Source organism: Primorskyibacter flagellatus (assembly GCF_048268605.1).
Taxonomy (GTDB): Bacteria; Pseudomonadota; Alphaproteobacteria; order Rhodobacterales; family Rhodobacteraceae; genus Primorskyibacter; species Primorskyibacter flagellatus.
Genome location: NZ_JBLWVF010000011.1, coordinates 84,776 through 104,069, shown reverse-complemented (window position 1 = coordinate 104,069; position 19,294 = coordinate 84,776). Strand labels below are relative to the sequence as shown.

The 19,294-nt window shown below is 60.4% G+C and carries 19 protein-coding genes; 14 read left to right on the top strand and 5 right to left on the bottom strand.

Features of this window, described 5'->3' with window-relative positions; genetic code table 11:
• The first annotated feature begins 58 nt into the window (after positions 1-58).
• The 8 genes from ACN0WV_RS13160 to ACN0WV_RS13125 all read left to right on the top strand — a co-directional run bounded on the left by ACN0WV_RS13160 (position 59) and on the right by ACN0WV_RS13125 (position 9,365).
• Positions 59-1,819 carry a sigma-54-dependent Fis family transcriptional regulator gene (locus ACN0WV_RS13160; protein ID WP_417606355.1) on the top strand — a complete coding sequence of 587 codons (1,761 nt, stop codon included), beginning with the start codon at positions 59-61 and terminating at the stop codon, positions 1,817-1,819.
• Between the two features lie 145 nt (positions 1,820-1,964).
• A complete protein-coding gene (locus ACN0WV_RS13155; protein WP_417606353.1) occupies positions 1,965-3,764 on the top strand; it encodes an NAD(P)/FAD-dependent oxidoreductase in 1,800 nt (599 codons plus the stop codon).
• Positions 3,765-4,131: 367 nt separating this feature from the next.
• The gene (locus tag ACN0WV_RS13150; protein WP_417606352.1) at positions 4,132-4,545 is read left to right on the top strand and encodes a phasin family protein; all 414 of its coding nucleotides are present in this window, start codon (positions 4,132-4,134) and stop codon (positions 4,543-4,545) included.
• Between the two features lie 209 nt (positions 4,546-4,754).
• Positions 4,755-5,711: a hypothetical protein gene (locus tag ACN0WV_RS13145; protein ID WP_417606351.1), complete on the top strand. Its 957-nt coding sequence runs from the start codon at positions 4,755-4,757 to the stop codon at positions 5,709-5,711.
• Positions 5,712-6,187: 476 nt separating this feature from the next.
• Entirely contained in the window at positions 6,188-7,318 is a 1,131-nt protein-coding gene (locus ACN0WV_RS13140) for a Hint domain-containing protein (RefSeq protein WP_417606349.1), read from the top strand.
• 358 nt (positions 7,319-7,676) lie between these two features.
• Complete coding sequence (locus ACN0WV_RS13135; RefSeq protein ID WP_417606347.1) at positions 7,677-8,177, top strand: type III secretion system chaperone family protein; 501 nt, start codon at positions 7,677-7,679, stop codon at positions 8,175-8,177.
• A gap of 41 nt (positions 8,178-8,218) precedes the next feature.
• Positions 8,219-9,034, top strand: coding sequence for a pyrroline-5-carboxylate reductase (gene proC, locus ACN0WV_RS13130; protein WP_417606345.1), 816 nt, complete (start codon positions 8,219-8,221; stop codon positions 9,032-9,034).
• Complete coding sequence (locus tag ACN0WV_RS13125) at positions 9,027-9,365, top strand: tRNA-binding protein (protein WP_417606343.1); 339 nt, start codon at positions 9,027-9,029, stop codon at positions 9,363-9,365. Before proC ends, ACN0WV_RS13125 begins: the two co-directional genes overlap by 8 nt.
• A gap of 4 nt (positions 9,366-9,369) precedes the next feature.
• Here the strand turns inward: ACN0WV_RS13125 and ACN0WV_RS13120 are convergent, their stop codons facing one another.
• A complete protein-coding gene (locus ACN0WV_RS13120; protein WP_417606341.1) occupies positions 9,370-9,960 on the bottom strand; it encodes a thymidine kinase in 591 nt (196 codons plus the stop codon).
• 355 nt (positions 9,961-10,315) lie between these two features.
• Here ACN0WV_RS13120 and ACN0WV_RS13115 point away from each other — a divergent pair, with 355 nt between their 5' ends.
• The 3 genes from ACN0WV_RS13115 to ACN0WV_RS13105 all read left to right on the top strand — a co-directional run bounded on the left by ACN0WV_RS13115 (position 10,316) and on the right by ACN0WV_RS13105 (position 12,516).
• Positions 10,316-10,774 (top strand): hypothetical protein, encoded by a 459-nt coding sequence (locus ACN0WV_RS13115; protein ID WP_084354900.1) that lies wholly within the window; start codon positions 10,316-10,318, stop codon positions 10,772-10,774.
• Positions 10,775-10,820: 46 nt separating this feature from the next.
• Positions 10,821-11,663, top strand: coding sequence for a helix-turn-helix transcriptional regulator (locus tag ACN0WV_RS13110; RefSeq protein ID WP_084354899.1), 843 nt, complete (start codon positions 10,821-10,823; stop codon positions 11,661-11,663).
• Between the two features lie 94 nt (positions 11,664-11,757).
• Positions 11,758-12,516, top strand: coding sequence for an alpha/beta fold hydrolase (locus ACN0WV_RS13105; protein ID WP_084354898.1), 759 nt, complete (start codon positions 11,758-11,760; stop codon positions 12,514-12,516).
• Between the two features lie 65 nt (positions 12,517-12,581).
• On the opposite strand, the gene ACN0WV_RS13100 is transcribed toward ACN0WV_RS13105, so the two are convergent.
• From ACN0WV_RS13100 to ACN0WV_RS13090, 3 genes are all read right to left on the bottom strand, one after another.
• Positions 12,582-13,529, bottom strand: coding sequence for a LysR family transcriptional regulator (locus ACN0WV_RS13100; RefSeq protein ID WP_417606368.1), 948 nt, complete (start codon positions 13,527-13,529; stop codon positions 12,582-12,584).
• Between the two features lie 211 nt (positions 13,530-13,740).
• The gene (locus ACN0WV_RS13095) at positions 13,741-14,085 is read right to left on the bottom strand and encodes a hypothetical protein (RefSeq protein WP_084354897.1); all 345 of its coding nucleotides are present in this window, start codon (positions 14,083-14,085) and stop codon (positions 13,741-13,743) included.
• Between the two features lie 141 nt (positions 14,086-14,226).
• Positions 14,227-14,508: an acylphosphatase gene (locus ACN0WV_RS13090; RefSeq protein WP_084354896.1), complete on the bottom strand. Its 282-nt coding sequence runs from the start codon at positions 14,506-14,508 to the stop codon at positions 14,227-14,229.
• 115 nt (positions 14,509-14,623) lie between these two features.
• Here ACN0WV_RS13090 and lepA point away from each other — a divergent pair, with 115 nt between their 5' ends.
• The gene (gene lepA, locus ACN0WV_RS13085) at positions 14,624-16,426 is read left to right on the top strand and encodes a translation elongation factor 4 (protein ID WP_417606338.1); all 1,803 of its coding nucleotides are present in this window, start codon (positions 14,624-14,626) and stop codon (positions 16,424-16,426) included.
• A gap of 96 nt (positions 16,427-16,522) precedes the next feature.
• Positions 16,523-17,197: a hypothetical protein gene (locus ACN0WV_RS13080; RefSeq protein WP_417606336.1), complete on the top strand. Its 675-nt coding sequence runs from the start codon at positions 16,523-16,525 to the stop codon at positions 17,195-17,197.
• A gap of 63 nt (positions 17,198-17,260) precedes the next feature.
• Here the strand turns inward: ACN0WV_RS13080 and ACN0WV_RS13075 are convergent, their stop codons facing one another.
• Positions 17,261-17,545: a type II toxin-antitoxin system Phd/YefM family antitoxin gene (locus ACN0WV_RS13075; RefSeq protein ID WP_084354894.1), complete on the bottom strand. Its 285-nt coding sequence runs from the start codon at positions 17,543-17,545 to the stop codon at positions 17,261-17,263.
• A 713-nt stretch (positions 17,546-18,258) separates the two neighbouring features.
• On the opposite strand from ACN0WV_RS13075, the gene ACN0WV_RS13070 reads away from it, so the two are divergent.
• On the top strand, positions 18,259-19,272 hold the full coding sequence (locus ACN0WV_RS13070; RefSeq protein ID WP_084354893.1) for an amino acid ABC transporter substrate-binding protein: 1,014 nt from the start codon (positions 18,259-18,261) through the stop codon (positions 19,270-19,272).
• Positions 19,273-19,294: the final 22 nt, after the last annotated feature.

The following is a 19,294-nucleotide window of genomic DNA, read 5'->3' as shown; positions in this document are numbered from 1 at the left end:
GTCGCAAATCCTGTGCAGGCGTGATATGTCCACTCTGCACTTATTTTGAGCGGAAGACATGATCGCGCATAATCACGTTCAGGAAATAGAAAGCGTTCTGGACGGACGTACAACCGGGCGGGACAGTCAGGTGTCGGATTCCTGGAAGCGCTGCGTCGAGGTTTATGGCATGGACCCGTCCCGTGCCGACCCTGCACATATCGTGACCGAAACAGAGCTGCGCGAACATCGCATGCAGGCTGAGCGGATGATCGCCTCCGCGCGCTCGGGCCTGCAAAGCCTTTTCCGGCAGGTTGCCCGACAAAATTATACCGTATTGCTGACGGATGCCAAAGGCGTCTGCGTCGACTTCTTCGGCGACCGGAATTTTGAGGCTGAACTGCGCGGCTCGGGGCTGTTCATGGGCGCGGACTGGTCCGAAGAACTGGCCGGGACCAGCGCGGCGGGGGCCTGCATCGTCACCGGAGAACCAGTGACGATCCATCAAGACGACCATTTCGGCAACGCACACACCGCGCTGTCCTGCACGGCGGCACCCATTTATGACAGTATGGGCCAACTGGCCGCGGTGTTGGACATCTCGCTGTTGCAGTCTCCTTCGCCCAAATCCAGCCAGAACCTGGCCATGAGCATGGTGACGGCGTCGGCAAGGCGGGTCGAAATGGCCAACCTGATGGCCCAAAGCCGCCGGGAATGGGTGCTGCGGCTGTCGGCCAGTCCCGAGTTTCTGGACGTCGATCCAGAGGCAGCGGTGACGCTGGACGGCTCTGGCCGTATCATCGGTTTTACCCGCGGTGCCGACAAGCTGTTCCGAGGGAATGCGCCAACGCTTCTTGGCCAGCGGATCGATTCCTTTCTGGCTTTGTCAGTCGACGATCTGCCTGATCTGATGCGGGACCGGCCGACCGAGGACCGCGTCGTCAACATGCCCGACGGCGGCGCATTGTTCGGTCATGCCATCGCGCCACAGGCACCAAGATCGACGGGGGCCGTAACCCGCAGGCTGCAACGCAAAGGCGGATCTCTGGCGGCGCTGGCGGGGCCGGACCCTGAAATGCAACGTCTGCTGATGCAGGCCGAGCGGCTGGCAACCACGGATGTGCCATTGATCCTTTCAGGGGAAACCGGCACGGGCAAGATGCGGATTGCGCGGGCGCTACATGTGGCCACGGGAAAGGATCGCGACCTGATCACCGTCGAATGCGCCGCGCAGATGCCGGACAGGCTTATCGAGGCTTTGGGGCCACCAGGCCCGACACGCGCGACGCTTATCCTGCGACGGATCGAGGAGCTTCCACCGGATGTACAGGCACTGCTGTCGGCGCTGCTGGACGAGCGCCCCGGTTTGCGCCCCGTGGCAACCAGTTGCGTTGATCTCGGACAGGCGGTCCATGAGGGCCGTTTTCACAAACCTCTGTTCTATCGAATTTCCGGGGCTTTTCTGTCTGTGCCACCGCTGCGGAAGCGCCGGGATCTGGATTGGTTGATGGACCGGCTATTGCGGCGGCGGGCACCGGACGAGCTGCGGCTTTCACCCTCGGCAAGGGCCGAGTTGGCAGGTCGCGTCTGGACGGGAAACCTGCACGAGCTGGAGCGGGTTCTGGATGTGGCCGTCGCATTATGTGATGGCGATGTCATCGACCTTCCCGACCTGCCTGTTCCGTCAGATTCCGGGCCGGTCGCGCCTGAAGAGGACTCGCTAGAAGATGTGCTGGAGGCCTGCGGCTGGAACATGGCGCAGGCGGCGCGACGGCTGGGCGTCGACCGCTCTACGGTAATGCGGCGGGTGCGCCGTTCCGGGTTGACCCTCCCGCTCTGACACGTCGTGTTGCGCGCCGTTGCGCGTGCAACACCCTGCCCTTCTTTCCCCGGACTTCCTTGGTTATCCTGCCGATAAAGCTGGCATCCGCCGCATGATATACCACAGGATCACGCAATAGAGGCGCGAATGAGGAGGATACGCGATGCTCGATACAACCGTGACAACCCGCACGCAGCAGGTGCTGGACACATTGAACGCCGCTTTTGCGGATGGCGATGTTGACCGAATCAAGGAACAGTTCGCCACTGACAGCTACTGGCGCGACCTGGTGGCCTTCACCTGGAACCTGAAGACAGCGGAAGGCCCGGAAGAGATCGGCCAGATGCTGGACAGCCAGCTGGCATCGGTGAAGCCCCGGAACTTCAGCCTGCAAGACGGCGAGACACCGACCGAGGAAGACGGCGTTACCACCGCCTGGATCACCTTCGAGACCGAGGTCGGGCGCGGCTGGGGGCTGATGCGCCTGAAAGACGACCGGATCTGGACGTTTCTGACCGCGTTGCAGGAACTCAAGGGCCATGAAGAACAGCGTGGCACACGCCGTCCGATGGGGGCGCAACATGGTGCCGGCAAGAACCGGACCACCTGGAAGGAAGAGCGCGAGGCCGAAACCGCGAAGCTGGGATATGACGCGCAGCCCTATACCGTCATCGTCGGTGGCGGTCAGGGCGGTATCGCGCTGGGTGCGCGCCTGCGTCAGCTTGGCGTGCCGACCATCGTTCTGGACAAGCATGACCGTCCGGGCGACCAATGGCGCAAACGCTACAAATCGCTCTGCCTGCATGATCCGGTCTGGTACGACCATCTTCCTTACATGAAATTCCCCGACAACTGGCCGGTCTTCACGCCCAAAGACAAGGTCGGCGACTGGCTGGAAATGTACACCAAGGTGATGGAGCTCAACTACTGGTCCCGGTCCGAAGTCATCAAGGCCGGCTTTGACGAGGCCGCGAACCAATGGACCGTCGAGGTCAACCGCGACGGCGAAACCGTCATCCTGAAGCCCACGCAACTGGTGCTGGCAACTGGCATGTCGGGCAAGCCGCATATGCCCGAGTTTCCCGGCATGGACGACTTCAAGGGCACGATCCAGCATTCGTCGCAACATGACGGGCCGGACGCCTGGACCGGCAAGAAGGTTGTCGTGGTCGGGTCGAACAATTCGGCACATGACATCTGTGCCGCCCTTTGGGAACACGATGTCGATGTGACAATGGTGCAGCGGTCCTCCACACATATCGTCCGGTCCGATACGCTGATGGATATCGGCATGGGCGCGCTGTATTCCGAAGAGGCCGTCGCCAATGGCATGACGACGGAAAAGGCGGACATGATCTTTGCCTCGCTTCCCTACCGCATCCTGCACGAGTTCCAGATCCCGCTTTACGAACAGATGCGCGAACGCGATGCCGAATTCTATTCCGGGCTGGAAAAGGCCGGTTTTGAACTGGACTGGGGGGATGACGATTCTGGCCTGTTCATGAAGTACCTGCGCCGCGGTTCCGGCTATTACATCGACGTGGGTGCAAGCCAGTTGATCATCGACGGCGAGGTCAAGCTGGTCAAAGGCCAGGTCGATCATTTCGAGGCCGATGCCGTCGTGCTGTCAGATGGCACGCGGCTTGAGGCCGATCTCGTGGTGATGGCCACCGGCTATGGGTCGATGAACGGTTGGGCCGCGGATCTGATCAGCCAGGAGGTCGCGGACAAGATCGGCAAGGTCTGGGGGCTTGGCTCGGACACTACCAAGGATCCCGGACCCTGGGAAGGCGAGCAGCGCAACATGTGGAAGCCCACGCAGCAGCAGAACCTGTGGATGCACGGGGGCAACCTGCACCAGTCCCGGCACTATTCGCTGTATCTGGCCCTGCAATTGAAGGCGCGGTTTGAAGGGCTGGAAACACCTGTCTACGGCCTTCAAAAGGTGCACCACTTGCACTGACACTGACTCTGCCCCGGACTGGCGTCCGGGGCAGAGTCCCATTCCCGCGACGCGCGCGTGTCACACGTCCTGAATGCTGCATGAAGCCGCCCCGCAAGCGGGATGCGTCTCAGATGTCTTGCGGGCCCTTATTTTGGCATCGGCCATCTGCGAGTCACAGTTCTTCCGACAAACCACCCAACGGTACAAGCTCAATCAAGGTCACGAAGGGTCTGTCAAACTGGGACAGGCCTTTCCGACCCCGACAGAGATTTCGAAAAATATGCTGCGTCGCAGCGATTAGATCTTGAAATGCTGCGTCGCAGCATTCATATGGGTTGCAGAGATGCACAGCGGGAAGGTTCCCGCCAAGCCAAAGGAATTAGACATGACCAAGACAAATGATGTGACCGCGATGTTCAAAGACGCAATGGCCGCCTTCCCGATCGACGCTTCCGCAGCCGAGGGCGCATTCAAATCGACAGCTGACCTGAACGAAAAGATCAGCACCGTTGCCCTGACCGCCGTCGAAGAGTCGACAGCGCTGTCCACAAAGTGGACCCAGGACACACTGAAAGGCATGTCGGACGTTTCGAAAGCCAAAGCTCAGCCTACAGATTACGCTCAGGCGATGACCGATTTCGTGTCCAACTACTCCAAAGCCGCGACAGAGCACATGACAGCCTTCGCCGAAATCGCGAAGAAAGCTCAGGCTGACACGCTGGAACTGATGACGGCTGCCGGCAAGACATTCAGCGAAGACGCAACTTCGGCTGTAAAGTCGGCGACTGCTGCGAAGTAAGGTGACTATTCCAAGCGTTGTTTTCTCTGAAAGCGCGCTTGGCAAAGGCAGGTCCCACAAGGGCCTGCCATTTTTGCATTTAAGTTGCTGCATTGGGCAAGAGCAGTCCCGCGCCGCCGGGTACAACCTGTTGCGACGCGGTATCTCGGGCGCAAATCCCGATGCACCCCCCTAGCGGGAGATTTCCCGCCAAACAAAGGAACCTCAGTATGAGCAAGACACCTGACATGTCCGCGATCATTAAGGACGCAATGGCGACGTTTCCTTTCGGCGTGACCTCTCTCACGGGCGCGTTTCAGTCCACCGCCGATCTGAACGAAAAAATCAATGCTGTGGCGCTGGATGCAGCGTCGAAGTCGATTGATGTTTCGACACAGTGGAGCAAGGACGCGCTGGCAGGGCTGTCGGATATGTCCGCGGCCAAATCGCAACCGACAGATTATGCCCGCGCGATGTCGGTTTTCGCATCCAGCTATTCCAAGGCGGCGACCGCGCATATGATGACATTCGCCGAGATCGCCAAGAAAGCGCAAAGCGATGCGTTCGGACTGATGACAAACGCTGGCGAGAACCTGACCAAAGCCGCCCCCGCTGCGACAAAACCGTCCGGTCAAAAAGCAGCCAAGCCCGCAAAAGCGACTGGCAAGCCGGTGACTGCCACTGCCAAGCCCGCCAAAGCTGGCGTCAAATCCGTCAAGAACGCGGCAAAGCCTGCCGTGAACACATCGGCCAAAGGGGATGCTTCGGCGGAAAAAACCGCGCCCAAGGCCACTGCTGCGGCTGCCAAGCCCGCCGAAAAGCCTGCGGCCTCGACCGTGAGTGCAAGCAAAAAAACCGCGACTTCGGCCGCAAAGCCCGCGCCCAAGCCAGCCTCATCCGCAGCCAGGTCGACCGAAAAGACCGCAGCGCCCGACGTGAACGCTGCCGACAAAACCGCTGTGCGAGCTGGCAAGCCCACCGAAAAGCCTGCCATGAGTACAGCGGCCAAGACGCCCGCTGAACCGGCGGCCAAGCCTGCGCCCAAGACCGCTGCCGCCACCGCCCCGGCAAAAACCACGACGCGCACCGCACCTGCCAAAACGGCAGAGCCGAAATCCGCCTCTGCGTCCAATTCGGCAAGCACGGCCAAATCTGCGGCAGCAAAGACAACAGGCCCTTCAAAATAAGCGAACGCCGGCTCTGGTCGCGCAGCGCTTCAAAAGGCAGGCCCACCAAGGGCCTGTCTTACTGCTTGGTGCAGGGCAAGACGTGTTCGACCTGCACATTTCACTGCGTGAACGCATGAATTTCCGACACTTCACGGCGTTCGTGACACGTCTGCCGCGCGTGTTAAATTAGTTCGAACAGGCAGCGCGAAGGGAACGCCCGACATCCGCCTGCGACTGCCGGCTTGTCCGCCCGATGCCTTGCAGACCGTTTTGGCAGGCATGCTCATCCGCGCCAGCGCCGCGTTGCTGGCCATATTGAAGAATGAACACTCTTCCTGACGCCATGCGATCGCACGCGTTTGAAGACAACGACAAAACCAAATCATGGGCCCAACGTTCTTAACCACCATCGGGAACTCAGCTTGTTCCTCTTTGACTTGATTATGAACGCAGATTAACATGGGTTTAACGATCAGGCATCCAAGGATACGGCAATGGCCACGACATTTACTGTTTTTTCGTTGGGTCTGACGCCAATTTGGGATCCGGTGGAAGGCAACAACTTGCTTTCCACAACTGCGGTGAACCTTGCCTTGGGCACCTACGGTTCCGCTGCAAACCCGCTTTCTTTCGATCGCCATGAGTTTTCGCCTGCGGGCAATGGCTTCAGCGGCGGCACCGCAGGAGCTTACGACACTGACAACAATGTTTCCAATGATCAGTTCAGTATCGATGGCGGGGCCCCGCAAACGCATGATGCAACCATGCTGTTTAACGCGACCATCACCTATGTGGACGGGACGACGGCCGACATTTCTGCGGTCCTCTTTCAAGACACGCTGGGCAACACATACTGGGCACCGGAAACGTCGGCCAACGCAGATCAGGCTGCAATCAATGCGCAACCGATACAATCCTTGGAACTGCTGTCACCCATCTACGCAAATGGCTCGACCAATGAAGCATATAACCTAGCTGCGGATCGGCAAGACACGTTGCCACTTTGTTTCTCAAAAGGTGCGCTTGTCGGCTGTCCGTGTGGAGAACGTCCCGTAGAAAGCCTTGCGGCAGGCGATCTGGTCTTGACGCGGGATCACGGTGCGGTGCCAATCCGCTGGATCGGCCACCGCAAGTTGAGCAAGACCGAACTCGACGCAAACCCGAAGCTGCGCCCGGTACGTATTCTGGCTGGCACGCTTGGTGATGGGCTTCCGACGCGCGATCTTGTCGTCTCGCGCCAGCATAGGGTGCTGGTGCAATCGAAAATTGCGAAACGGATGTTCGGCGCTGCCGAGGTGTTGATCCCGGCCATCAAGCTGACCGAGTTGCCCGGAATATTCATCGACGATGCTTTTGATGTTGTAGAATACTATCATATTCTCCTCGATGCTCACGAAATCCTCCATGTGGAAGGAACCGGGGCCGAAAGCCTGCTCACGGGACCGGAAGCGTTGAAATCAGTCGGTCCCGACGCGCGAGAAGAAATCCTGACGATCCTTCCGCAAATCGCAGATTTGAAGTATATCCCCAAATCTGCCCGCCTCATCCCGTCCGCTCCGCAGCAAAAAAAGCTGATCGCGAGGCATCTTAAAAACAAGAAAGACCTGTTGAACAGGTCCCTTTGACGCATCGCCTCACCCCACGGGCATCTTCACAACTCGCGATGAACCTAAACGACTGGCCCTGGCTGGGTGCTACGGTGCACCTGCCCTGCCGGGCCAATAGCGTTTCGCACGTCCGCATATCGTCCGTGATTTGCATCAGTTGAACACAGGACCACCCTGCCCAGCGCGCAGTCTGGTAGGGACGACCGGTTAATCCACAACTTATTGCGTGTGTCACGAATATTTAGCTTTACAGCCAGAAGCACAGCCCTCACCATATGTTGTAAGGGTTACGGGATTTCCCCCTCACCCTAGAGCAGGCACCAAGCGCTAGGGGCCGCCGCCCGGCACCCGCGCTACAACAAAATGAGGTGGCGCCATGGCACTGTCCGAACAATATCTCGAAGAAGACCTTCACCCGATCGACATCGTCGAACATCTGGCCGAGAACCACGAGTGGGATTTCGACCGCGTCGGTGACGATCAAATCGCGATGGCCGTTGTTGGGCAATGGCGCACCTATTCGATCACCCTGGCCTGGTCGGCCTATGACGAAACCCTGCGGATGATCTGCACCTTCGACATGGACCCGCCGCCCGAAAAGATGCCCGCGCTGCACGAAGGCCTCAACCTGGTGAATGACCAATGCTGGGCAGGCGCGTTCAGCTACTGGGCAGAGCCAAAGCTGATGGTCTATCGCTACGGGTTGATCCTTGCAGGCGGTCAGGTCGCCAGCCCCGATCAGATCGATACGATGATCACCGCCGCCGTGCTGAGTGCTGAACGCTATTACCCCGCGTTCCAACTGATGGTCTGGGGCGATCAATCCCCGAAAGACGCGCTTCAGGTCGCCATTGCAGAGGCTTACGGTCGCGCGTAACACTATCCCCCGTTAAGGAAATTTCCGACGGGGGAACTGCGATGAACATGACGGAACTTGCAAATCGGGGCCTTGTGCTTCTGGGCTGCGGCAAGATGGGGTCGGCCATGCTCGAAGGCTGGCTGAAAGGCGGACTGCCCGCCGGTTCCGTCTGGGTCAACGATCCCAACCCCTCGGACTGGCTGACCGCGCAGGGCGTGAACCTGAACGCCACCCTGCCCGAAGATCCCGCCATCGTGCTGATCGCCGTGAAACCCCAGATGATGCAGGACGCGCTGCCGACGCTGAAAAGCTATGGCAATGGCAGCACCCTGTTCCTGTCGGTTGCGGCGGGCATCGGCATCGCCACCTATGCCTCGCTTCTGGGCGACAAGACCCCGATCATCCGCGCCATGCCCAACACCCCCGCCGCCGTGGGCCGTGGCATCACCGCTCTGATCGCCAACAGCATCGCGTCAGAAGAACAGATGGCGATGGCCGAAGATCTGTTGCAAGCCGTGGGCCAGACCGTCCGGCTGGACGCAGAGGCGCAGATGGATGCCGTCACCGGCGTCAGCGGCTCTGGCCCGGCTTACGTCTTTCACATGATCGAATGTCTGGCGGCGGCGGGCGAGGCGCAGGGGCTGGCCCCCGATCTGGCCATGACGCTCGCCAAAGCCACCGTCGCAGGCGCAGGTGCCCTGGCCGAAGCCGCTGATGAAACGCCCGCGCAGCTGCGCAAGAACGTCACCTCGCCCAATGGCACCACGCAGGCCGGGCTTGAGGTGCTGATGGACACGACCAAAGGCCTGCCCCCGCTGATGAAAGACACCGTGGCCGCAGCCGCCGATCGCTCAAGGGCGCTTGCCAATGGCTGAGGTTACAATCGACGATTTCCTGAAACTCGATATCCGCGTCGGCACCGTCACCCGCGCGGAACCTTTCCCCGAGGCGCGGCGGCCTGCCATCAAGCTGTGGATCGATTTCGGCGCAGAGATCGGGCAGAAGAAATGCTCGGCCCAGATCACCCAGCATTATGACCCCGAGGGCATCATCGGCCAACAGGTGCTGGCCGTGGTCAATTTCCCGCCGCGCCAGATCGGGCCATTCATGTCGGAATGTCTGACCCTTGGCCTGTCCGATGAAAACGGCGATATCGTACTGATCGGACCCAAAAGCCCGGTGCCCGATGGCGGCAGGATGCACTGACGCGCTAGCTGCCTGCGCGGTCGCCCACCGCCTCGCGCCAGTGGCGGCGGCACAGCGAGACATAGGCCTCGTTCCCGCCGATCTGCACCTGCGCGCCGTCGCGCAGCACCCGGCCATCCTGATCCTGCCGGACCACCATCGTGGCCTTGCGCCCGCAATGGCAAATGGTACGCACCTCGCGCAGCACGTCAGCCAGCGCCAACAGAGTGGCCGATCCGGGGAACAGCTCGCCCCGGAAATCGACGCGCAGCCCGTAGCACATCACCGGCAGTTTCAGATCATCGGCCACTCGGGCCAGTTGCCAGACCTGTTCGGGGTCCAGAAACTGCGCCTCGTCAACAAAGACGCAGGCAATCCGCCCGCTGTCCAGTTTCTCGGAAATCCGGGCATATAGATCATCGCCCGCGACAAACGTGTCGGCTTCCGACGAAATCCCGATGCGCGACCCGATCCGCGCGGCCCCTGCGCGCTGATCCACCTGTGCGGTCAGCAGATAGGTATCCATCCCGCGTTCGCGGTAGTTATATGACGCCTGCAACAGCAAGGTCGACTTGCCGGCATTCATCGTGGAATAGTGGAAATACAGCTTTGCCATGTCACACGATATGCCGCAGCCGCGCGCGCCCCTCAAGCCGGATCGGCGCGAGACAACGGATAAAACGCGACGGCAAGCCCATGCAGGCAGGAAGGGGGCTCACACCGACATGATGCTTGCCGTCGCAAAACATTTAACCATCCCCGGCACAGGTGACCAAGGAATACACGCCCCGTCAGGTTCGGCCAACTGGCCAGGACCGACAAGTCCCCTTTCAAACCACACCGCAAAGCGGCAACTCTTTACAAGACCCTCTGTATCGTGGGCTTGCTTTATAAATGACATTTCCATTCTATACGATTAAGGGGAACCGCGGGTTGAATTTCCCGTGACGACTGGCAGATGAGGAATGCGGATGAACACCATCGGGAGTTACCTGAAAAAACACACCGAGGCGCTGGTGAAAGATGTAGGCATCGAGCCCGCCTGCGACATCACCGGCAAATCCAAGGCAACGCTCGGCCGGTATTATTCAGACCACGAGGAACATGCAGACCGGTTCATGCCGATTGACGCGGTCGCCCGGCTGGAAGGGGCTGCCAGCTATCCGCATGTCACCGCCGCGCTGTCGGAACTGCGCGGGTTGACCATTTCTCTGGACGACCGCCGCAGCAACTCTGACAGCCCCGGCGGGGTCAATACCGATGTCATCAAGCTTAGCCAGCGATTCGCCATGCTGATGGCCGAATACCAGATTTCCATTCAGGATGGCGTCATCACGGTGAACGAGGCCAAGCGGATGCTCAAGGAAACCCTCACCCTGCAACAAGTTCTGATCGACATGAAGCTGCATCTGGAGGACGAAACTGTCTGAAGCGCCCCCCGCTGAACGTCGCCCCCTTATCGAGGCCGAACGCTATGTGCCGGATCTTCTCCAGAAGTTCCTGTGCGATCTCGAAACCACAACCCACTCCACGCAAGTCTGGCAACTGATCGTCGGGCTGGGGCGGGACCTGCGCCTGCCCTTTGTCGACTTCTTCTCTACCAGCGGCTACACTGACTGGAAAAAGACGTTGTTTATCCGCACGTCCTACGACTCCAGGTGGATGCAGGAACTCAAGCTGGACCCGGACAATGATCGCTGGTCGTATTTCCGCAGCCACGCGATGCACTGCCTGACGCCAATCACCATCGGGCTGGAATTTGTCGAGGAATATCACCACATCCCCGCCACCCGTGTGAACCTTCTGCGCGAGGCCGCAAAGCGCGGGATGCGGGCCGGATTTTCAATCCCCCTGCGCCAGCATGCGCCACCGCAATCCGGGTTGCTGACCTTTGCCGGCGATCATTCGCGGCGCGAGATGATCGCGATCGTCAAGGCACATGGCTGGACATTGCATGCCGCCGCGCTGGCCGGCCATCAGCGCTATATCTACCACTTCGCACAGGAATTCACCAACCGAAACCAGATTACCGACAAGCAGCAAGAGCTGCTGCGCCTGATCGGTCTGGGCAACAAAGACAAAGCCATCGCGCAGAAACTGGGCATTTCTGTCTCTGCCGTGCGTCAACGGATGAATGCCCTGATGCAACGCACTGGCGCCGCCAGCCGCCCAGAGCTTGCAGCGCTTGCCATGAGCATCGGCATCCTGCCCGACCCGCTGCACCGCGCCGATGACGGCCCGTTCCCGGCGCTGATCGAAATGGACGAAGGCGGCAGCCGGACCCATCTGTGGCATACGGGCGCGGGCCTCAGGCGATGACCCCCCTGCGGCACCGGATCACCTCACGCCCCACGTCGGATCAACCCCGTCAAATCACTGGAAATGCCCGGCACCAAAGGCTAAAAGTGCTCTCATGCTGACCCTGCTGACATTCGGTGAGAAAACCTCGCGCCCGCCCCTCCTGATCGTGCATGGCCTGTTCGGGTCTGGCCGCAACTGGTCGGTGATCGCCCGTCGTCTGGCTGACAGCCGTCAGGTCATCGCCGTCGACATGCGCAATCACGGCGACAGCTTCTGGTCGGACAGGCATGGTTATCCCGACATGGCCGAGGATCTGGCGCAGGTGATCCGCACGCTGGACGCCCCCGCCGACGTGATCGGCCATTCAATGGGCGGCAAGGCTGCGATGACGCTGGCACTTCAGGAGCCGGACCTGCTGCACCGTCTGCTGGTCGCCGACATTGCGCCGGTCACCTACGGCCACACGCAGGCCCAGTTCATCGAGGCCATGCGCAGTGTTGACCTCGGCACGGTCGAGAAACGCTCTGACGCGTCCGAACAACTGGCCCGCACGGTCGAGGACAAGACCTTGCAGGCCTTCTTCACCCAGTCGCTCGACGTCAAGGAACGCCGATGGAAGCTGAACCTTGACGCGCTGGACGCCGAAATGCCCAAAGTCCTCGGCTTTCCCGAGATGAGTGGAAATTTCGACAAGCCGACGCTGTTTCTGTCCGGCAGCGACAGCGATTACGTCCTGCCCGAACATCGCAGCACGATCCGCGACCTGTTTCCCAAGGCACGGTTCGCCAAGGTCACCGGGGCGGGGCATTGGCTGCACGCTGAAAAACCGCGTGAATTCGAGGCGTCGGCCCGCGCGTTCTTCGACTCGTAATGCCGGCCTGAGCTGAACAGAAACGACAGATTCGAAAAAGCTGAATTTGCGGACAACACGGCGAACTAAGCCTCCAGCACCCGCAAGTCCCCCTCCAGCCAAGGCAATTGGCGCAGCGCCGGCTCGATCACCATATCGGTCAGCAGCATCCGCATGGTCTGTGCCACGTCGCGCGGCACCTGATCGGCCCAATCGGTCCCCGCAAACAGCGAGATCCGGCGCGAGAACGGCTCGAAAGGCACCGGATGGGCCTCGATCTCGGCGTGAAACCGGGCCGCCCGCATATAGCCCAGCGGTGTCGTCACGGCCCAGCCCACACCGCGCGCCACCAGCGCCATCAATGACAGATGCGGCCCGATCTCGAACCTCGAAGGCCAGTTCAGCCCCTGCCGCGCCAGATGCGATTCGATCTGCCGCCCGATCAGTTGCGCGCGGTCATGGCGCAGGAAGGGCCGCGCGTTCATCACAGCATCAGGCGCACCCGATCCGCGCGGCGCAACCAATATGTAAGGATCTCGTACCAAAGGATATTCCGCCACACCCTCCAACGGATCTCCGGCGCTGGCCGCCACCGCGACATGCAGTTTCCGGTCCACCAAGGCGGCGCTGATTTCGTGACTGGGGGCCGAGATCAGCTTGAACTGGCACCGCGTCATGCTGTCGGCAAGGATCGTCACCAGCCGCGGCGTCAGATCATTGTCGAAATCGTCAATCATCCCCAGATTCAGCGTGCTCAGATGGGTGAGGTCCATCACCCGCAATTCGCTCTGCGCCAGACGCAACTGGCTTAGAACCGATTGTGTGCGTTGCAAGAAACTCCGCCCCGCCGCTGTCAGCTGCATCGGCCTGCGCCGGTGGTCCAGAAGATCAACATCCAGCGCCGTTTCCAGATTGCGCATCTGCTGGCTGACAGCCGGCTGGCTCAGCCCGGTCCGCTCTGACGCCAGCGCCACCGATCCCGTCGCCGCCAGCGCCTCGAACACTTCCAGACCCTTCACGGTTACACCACTTATCACCGGTTTGCCCCCGCAGACAGTTTCATCTTTTCTGAAACTAACCCGCCCCCCCGTCAAGCCACCAATCGCGCCCCGAGCGCGGACAAACACGCCCGGTCGTCACGCGGCAGCCTCGTTAATACAGGGAAAACCACGCACCTGACAGCTCAGGCACGGGGACAGTCAGCTCAGGCACGGGGACAGTCAGCGCCGGGAACAGCGCCTGCCTCTACCGGCAAAGACGCTCTGCGTTCCCCGCAAAGGCCTTGTACTTCTTCCAGAAAACCTCGTGGTTCAGCCGGTCGGACTGGCGGATTTCCTGCGCCTGATGCGGGTCGGAAAAGAACCGTGCGGCCATGCGTTGATCGCCGCCGTCAAGCGTCTGGTTGGCCACGGTCTGGATGCAGCCACATAGCTGCGGGTTACGCGCCTTGCGATCAGAGGCCATGCACGCCTTGCTGATCGGTCCGGTTGACAGGCGCATTACCGCGCCCCCGGATTTCACGACAGTCCGGTTGCCGCCGCCGCAGCTTGCCAGTACAGATACCAGCACAAACATAATGACTAAACGCATTTCACTGCTCCGCTTGTGCCGGGATAGCGGAGGTTGTCCTCTCTTGTCCGACACTGATTGCCTCTGAATCCATCCTGTCCGAATTATGGACAGATTTCAATTCACAACATCAGCGCCGCGCCGAAACAGCCCGTGTTTCTGTCAGCCGGTGATCTCGAATCCCGAAATATCCGGCGAGGCGGGCAGTTTCTCGACCTCAATGTCGCGCACCGCCGCCGCACCGGGGCCGTCGCGCAGCCGGTCCAGCATTTCCTCTACCGCGTCCTCCGGTCCGATGAACATCGCGGAAACCGATCCGTCATCGTTGTTCCTGACCCAACCGTGCAGATCGCGCTTTCGCGCCTCTGCCTGCGTCCAGGTGCGAAACGCGACGCCCTGCACCTGCCCCATCACCCGCGCCTTTCTTGCAATTTTCCGTGTCATGGCGATCTCCTCTTCTGCCATAGAGTCAAACTGGCGCGCGCGCTGCCCATATCAAGTGTTTCCGCCGCATCGTGCCACCTTGACCGTTGTCGCAATCCGCATCATATCGGCTTGCATGACAAAGCTCTCGCATATCCGCAATTTCTCGATCGTTGCCCATATCGACCACGGGAAATCCACCCTGGCCGACCGGCTGATCCAGTCCACGAACACCGTCTCGGCGCGCGAGATGAAAGAGCAATTGCTCGACGCGATGGATATCGAACGCGAACGCGGCATCACCATCAAGGCCAACACCGTCCGGATCGAGTATATCGCGGACGATGGCGAGACTTATATCCTCAACCTGATCGACACCCCCGGCCATGTCGACTTTGCCTATGAGGTCTCCCGCTCCATGCGCGCGGTCGAAGGATCGCTGCTGGTCGTGGATGCCACTCAGGGCGTCGAGGCGCAGACATTGGCCAATGTCTACACCGCCATCGACGCCGACCACGAGATTGTCCCGGTCCTCAACAAGATCGACCTGCCCGCTGCCGAACCCGAGCGCGTTGCCGAGCAGATCGAGGATGTCATTGGCATCGACGCGTCCGATGCCTGCCTGATTTCCGCCAAAAGCGGCATCGGCATCCCGTCGGTGCTGGAGGCGATCGTCAAACGCCTGCCCCCGCCCCATGAGGGCGATCCCGACAAGCCGCTGAAAGCAATGCTGGTCGATTCCAAATACGATCCCTATCTTGGCGTCGTCGTCATTGTCCGCGTCATCGACGGCGTGCTGAAAAAAGGCCAGCGCATCAAGATGATGCGCACGGGCGGCACCTATGACATCGACCGGATCGGCGTCTACCGGCCCGCCATGCAAGCCGTCACGGAACTCGGCCCCGGCGAGATCGGCTATATCACCGCCCAGATCAAGCAGGTCCGCGACACCCGCGTCGGTGACACGATCACCACCGAAAAGAAGGGCTGCGAAACCGCCCTGCCCGGCTTCAAACCCTCGATTCCGGTCGTCTTCTGCGGACTTTTCCCCGTCGACGCCGCCGATTTCGAGGATATGCGCGACGCCATCGAAAAACTCGCCCTGAATGACGCGTCCTTCACGTCGGAAATGGAAACCTCTGCCGCGCTTGGCTTTGGCTTCCGCTGCGGTTTCCTCGGCCTGCTGCATCTGGAGGTCATCCGCGACCGTCTGGAACGCGAATACAATATCGACCTCATCACCACCGCGCCCTCGGTGATCTACAAGATCTTCATGCGCGACGGGACAGAGATTGAACTGCACAATCCCGCCGACATGCCCGACCCATCGACCATCGACCATATCCAGGAACCGCGCATCAAGGCGACCATCCTCGTGCCGGACGACTATCTCGGCGATGTGTTGAAGCTCTGCCAGGACCGTCGCGGCATACAGCTGGACCTGACCTATGCGGGCTCCCGCGCCATGGTCGTCTATGACCTGCCGCTCAACGAAGTGGTGTTCGATTTCTACGACCGCCTGAAATCGGTCACCAAGGGCTATGCCAGCTTTGACTATCAGATGCTGGGCTACCGCGAGGATGCCCTCGTCAAAATGCAAATCCTGGTGAATGACGAACCCGTCGATGCGCTGTCCACCATGGTTCACCGCGACCGGGCCGAAATGCGTGGCCGGGCCATGTGCGAAAAGCTGAAAGACCTGATCCCGCGCCACATGTTCAAGATCCCGATTCAGGCGGCCATCGGCGGCAAGGTCATCGCCCGCGAAACCCTCGCAGCGCTGCGCAAGGACGTGACCGCGAAATGCTATGGCGGCGATGCCACGCGGAAAAAGAAGCTGCTGGAAAAGCAGAAGGCCGGCAAGAAGAAGATGCGCCAGTTCGGCAAGGTCGACATCCCGCAAGAGGCCTTTATCTCTGCCCTCAAGATGGACGGCTAAGCCACCACGCCCGCACATCAACGTGATCGCATGCCCCCTGCACGGGTCCGCACCACTCCGCTAGAGTGCGCCGAAACGCCCATGCAGGAGGCACATATGCGCCCGATTCTGACCCTCGCCCTGATCCTCGCCGCCCAGAGCAGCGCGGCCGAGGTCTGCGATTTCCGCCCCAGCATCGTGGCGGGCAAGGCAGGGTCCGCCGCCCGCGACGTGGCGACCGGTGCCGCCAGTGCCGCCGCCAACCGCGTCAAGGCCGTGGGTGCCTACACGCTGGAAAACCCCGTCACCGGCGCCACCATGATCAGTTCAGGCGTCACCAGTGCCACCGCTGCGGGCACCAGCATCGCCACCGGGGCTACCGGCGCGCTTGGCACCGCGACAGCCATCGCCACCGCCCCCGTCACCATCGTGATTGCCGGGCTGACCGCCGTCGCCCTGGGCGGGTATGAAGGTGCCTGCTATTTCAAGGCAGAGCGCATCACCGACTATGACGAGATCCTCTACATCATGCAGAATCTCGCCGCCAATTCCGACCCCACGATGTTCGCGCTGATCCCGTCCGGCACCGATTATGTGACCCTTGAAGGCAAACCCGCCACCGCGGGCGAAGCCAAGATCCGCGTCGCCTCCCCCGGCGTCGGCCCGTGGATTCTCGACGTTGAAAACCTCTACATCTCGGACGGAGTCCTCATGCACCGCGACCGCCTGCGCAACACCGTCATCGGCAATGTCGGCTTGCAGGTGATGGAGACGGAACACGAGGCCGAATGAGTTCAGTCGGCGGACTTCGCGCTCGGGTGAAATGGGCAAGCCGGCATTTTCATCTACAAGTCCTCAAATCCCCCGATCCCAGAAATCCCGTTCTGCCGTGTCGCCGCTCAGCGCCTTGACGGCTTTCCAGCGGGCATAGCCTTCCTCCATCTGGCGGCGTTTCTCGGCGAGCGAGACGCTTTCCCATGTCTCCAACCGTTCGCATTGGAACATCGGGATCACGGCGGCGACGGCCTTGCCATGTTTGGTCAGCCACAGCCTGCCCCCCGAATGCCGGACCCATTCGGTCAAACGGCCAGAGTCGCGGCGGAAGGTGCTCAGCGGGGTGATGCGATATTCTGTCTTCATGGGGGAATGCTGGCACGGACAGGTTACCACGATCTGAACGCGCCGCGCGTTGCGGGCCCGCCCCGGCTGTGCCCCGCGTCCGACCCGTGTTTGCGGGTGGCACCGCGCCCCAAAGGCATTTGTACATATCGGGCGTACAAAACGCACAAAAGGCCTCAAACCATTTCCCGCACAGCCCACCCAGACACGCGCCATTTTACAGGGTCAACACCGTCGGCCCGCCGTGAATTGCAGCAGCGAAAACCACCTTTCCGCCGGGTTCCACCGCATTCGCACGACAAAATTGACGCAACGTTATCGCTGAAACAATCTGTAATTTTCCCGCAAATTTGACGGTCGCGTTAACAGGTGTTTACCGTCCAATAGTCCGGAATTCCGCAAGGTGAGGCAAAATTAATATATATTTCAACGTGTTATAATTATTTCCGTGAAGCCCTGACACGCCCGCCAGACAGCCCCTGCACGGCTGTACCGGAACGCTTCGCGAATGGGCGATTTACAGAACGACGAATCGCGCTTTACAAAGTGTGGCATGCTATTCGTCGAGTCACCTGCAAGGGGTCGCGCCAAGCGCACCGGTTCGGATCACAGGCAAATCGCCTTTGTTCCGACGACTGGTGGCGGATCGCAAGCACGGCAAAGAGCCTCAAGCTCTGCCAAAACCGGGGAACCTGTTGAATGCCCCTAAAAAACGACCAACATGGAGTAACTGAATGACGCCCAAATTTTATCCATTGGCTGCGATTGCCATGCTTGCCGCCGGCGGTGCCGCTGCGGGCACGCTTGATGATGTAAAAGCCGCCGGCAAACTGAAATGCGGTGTAAGCCAGGGTCTGCCCGGCTTCTCCACCCCTGATGACAGTGGTAAATGGACCGGACTGGATGTTGACTATTGCCGCGCCGTGGCAGCAACCGTTCTGGACGATCCCGAAGCCGTCGAATTCGTGTCACTGTCGGCCAAGGACCGCTTTACCGCGCTGTCCTCGGGCGAGATCGACATCCTGTCGCGCAACACCACCTGGACGATTACCCGCGACACCGATCTGGGGATCACCTTCACCGGCATCAGCTATTACGATGGTCAGGGCATGTTGGTGCCCGCAAGTCTTGGCGTAACATCGGCGCTGGAACTTGATGGCGCGACGATCTGCACCAATACCGGCACCACGACCGAGCTGAACATCACCGATTACTTCAAGCAGCATGACATGACCTTCGAACTGGTTGCCCTTGAAAATTCGGACGAGGTTGTCGCCGCCTATGGCGCGGGCCGCTGCGATGTCTTCACCACCGACCGGTCCGGGGTTGCCGCCGAACGCCTGAAGCTGGCGGATCCGGATGCGCATGTCGTTCTGCCCGAAACCATCTCGAAAGAGCCGCTTGGGCCATCGGTTCGCGCCGATGACAAAGAGTGGGAGCGCGTGTCGCGCTGGGTTCTGAACGCGCTGATCGAAGCTGAAGAATACGGCATCACCTCGGAAAATGTCGATGAGATGATGAGCTCCAACAACCCGTCCGTTCAGCGTATCCTGGGCGCGGGCGACAATGATTACGGTGCTGCGATGGGTCTGACCAAGGATTGGGCCGCACGCGCGATCAAGGCCGTTGGCAATTACGGCGAGATCTATGATCGCAACGTCGGTCCCGACACCCCGCTCAAGCTGGATCGCGGCGTCAACAACCTGTGGAACAACGGCGGCTTCATGTACGCCCCGCCGATCCGCTAACTACGTGATCGTGTAAAATTGA

Bases quoted from the DNA above. Each gene is read 5' to 3' on its own strand.
- ACN0WV_RS13160 (WP_417606355.1), top strand. From the start codon at position 59: ATGATCGCGCATAATCACGTTCAGGAAATAGAAAGCGTTCTGGACGGA.
- ACN0WV_RS13155 (WP_417606353.1), top strand. From the start codon at position 1,965: ATGCTCGATACAACCGTGACAACCCGCACGCAGCAGGTGCTGGACACA.
- ACN0WV_RS13150 (WP_417606352.1), top strand. From the start codon at position 4,132: ATGACCAAGACAAATGATGTGACCGCGATGTTCAAAGACGCAATGGCC.
- ACN0WV_RS13145 (WP_417606351.1), top strand. From the start codon at position 4,755: ATGAGCAAGACACCTGACATGTCCGCGATCATTAAGGACGCAATGGCG.
- ACN0WV_RS13140 (WP_417606349.1), top strand. From the start codon at position 6,188: ATGGCCACGACATTTACTGTTTTTTCGTTGGGTCTGACGCCAATTTGG.
- ACN0WV_RS13135 (WP_417606347.1), top strand. From the start codon at position 7,677: ATGGCACTGTCCGAACAATATCTCGAAGAAGACCTTCACCCGATCGAC.
- proC (WP_417606345.1), top strand. From the start codon at position 8,219: ATGAACATGACGGAACTTGCAAATCGGGGCCTTGTGCTTCTGGGCTGC.
- ACN0WV_RS13125 (WP_417606343.1), top strand. From the start codon at position 9,027: ATGGCTGAGGTTACAATCGACGATTTCCTGAAACTCGATATCCGCGTC.
- ACN0WV_RS13120 (WP_417606341.1), bottom strand. From the start codon at position 9,960: ATGGCAAAGCTGTATTTCCACTATTCCACGATGAATGCCGGCAAGTCG.
- ACN0WV_RS13115 (WP_084354900.1), top strand. From the start codon at position 10,316: ATGAACACCATCGGGAGTTACCTGAAAAAACACACCGAGGCGCTGGTG.
- ACN0WV_RS13105 (WP_084354898.1), top strand. From the start codon at position 11,758: ATGCTGACCCTGCTGACATTCGGTGAGAAAACCTCGCGCCCGCCCCTC.
- ACN0WV_RS13095 (WP_084354897.1), bottom strand. From the start codon at position 14,085: ATGCGTTTAGTCATTATGTTTGTGCTGGTATCTGTACTGGCAAGCTGC.
- ACN0WV_RS13090 (WP_084354896.1), bottom strand. From the start codon at position 14,508: ATGACACGGAAAATTGCAAGAAAGGCGCGGGTGATGGGGCAGGTGCAG.
- lepA (WP_417606338.1), top strand. From the start codon at position 14,624: ATGACAAAGCTCTCGCATATCCGCAATTTCTCGATCGTTGCCCATATC.
- ACN0WV_RS13080 (WP_417606336.1), top strand. From the start codon at position 16,523: ATGCGCCCGATTCTGACCCTCGCCCTGATCCTCGCCGCCCAGAGCAGC.
- ACN0WV_RS13075 (WP_084354894.1), bottom strand. From the start codon at position 17,545: ATGAAGACAGAATATCGCATCACCCCGCTGAGCACCTTCCGCCGCGAC.
- ACN0WV_RS13070 (WP_084354893.1), top strand. From the start codon at position 18,259: ATGACGCCCAAATTTTATCCATTGGCTGCGATTGCCATGCTTGCCGCC.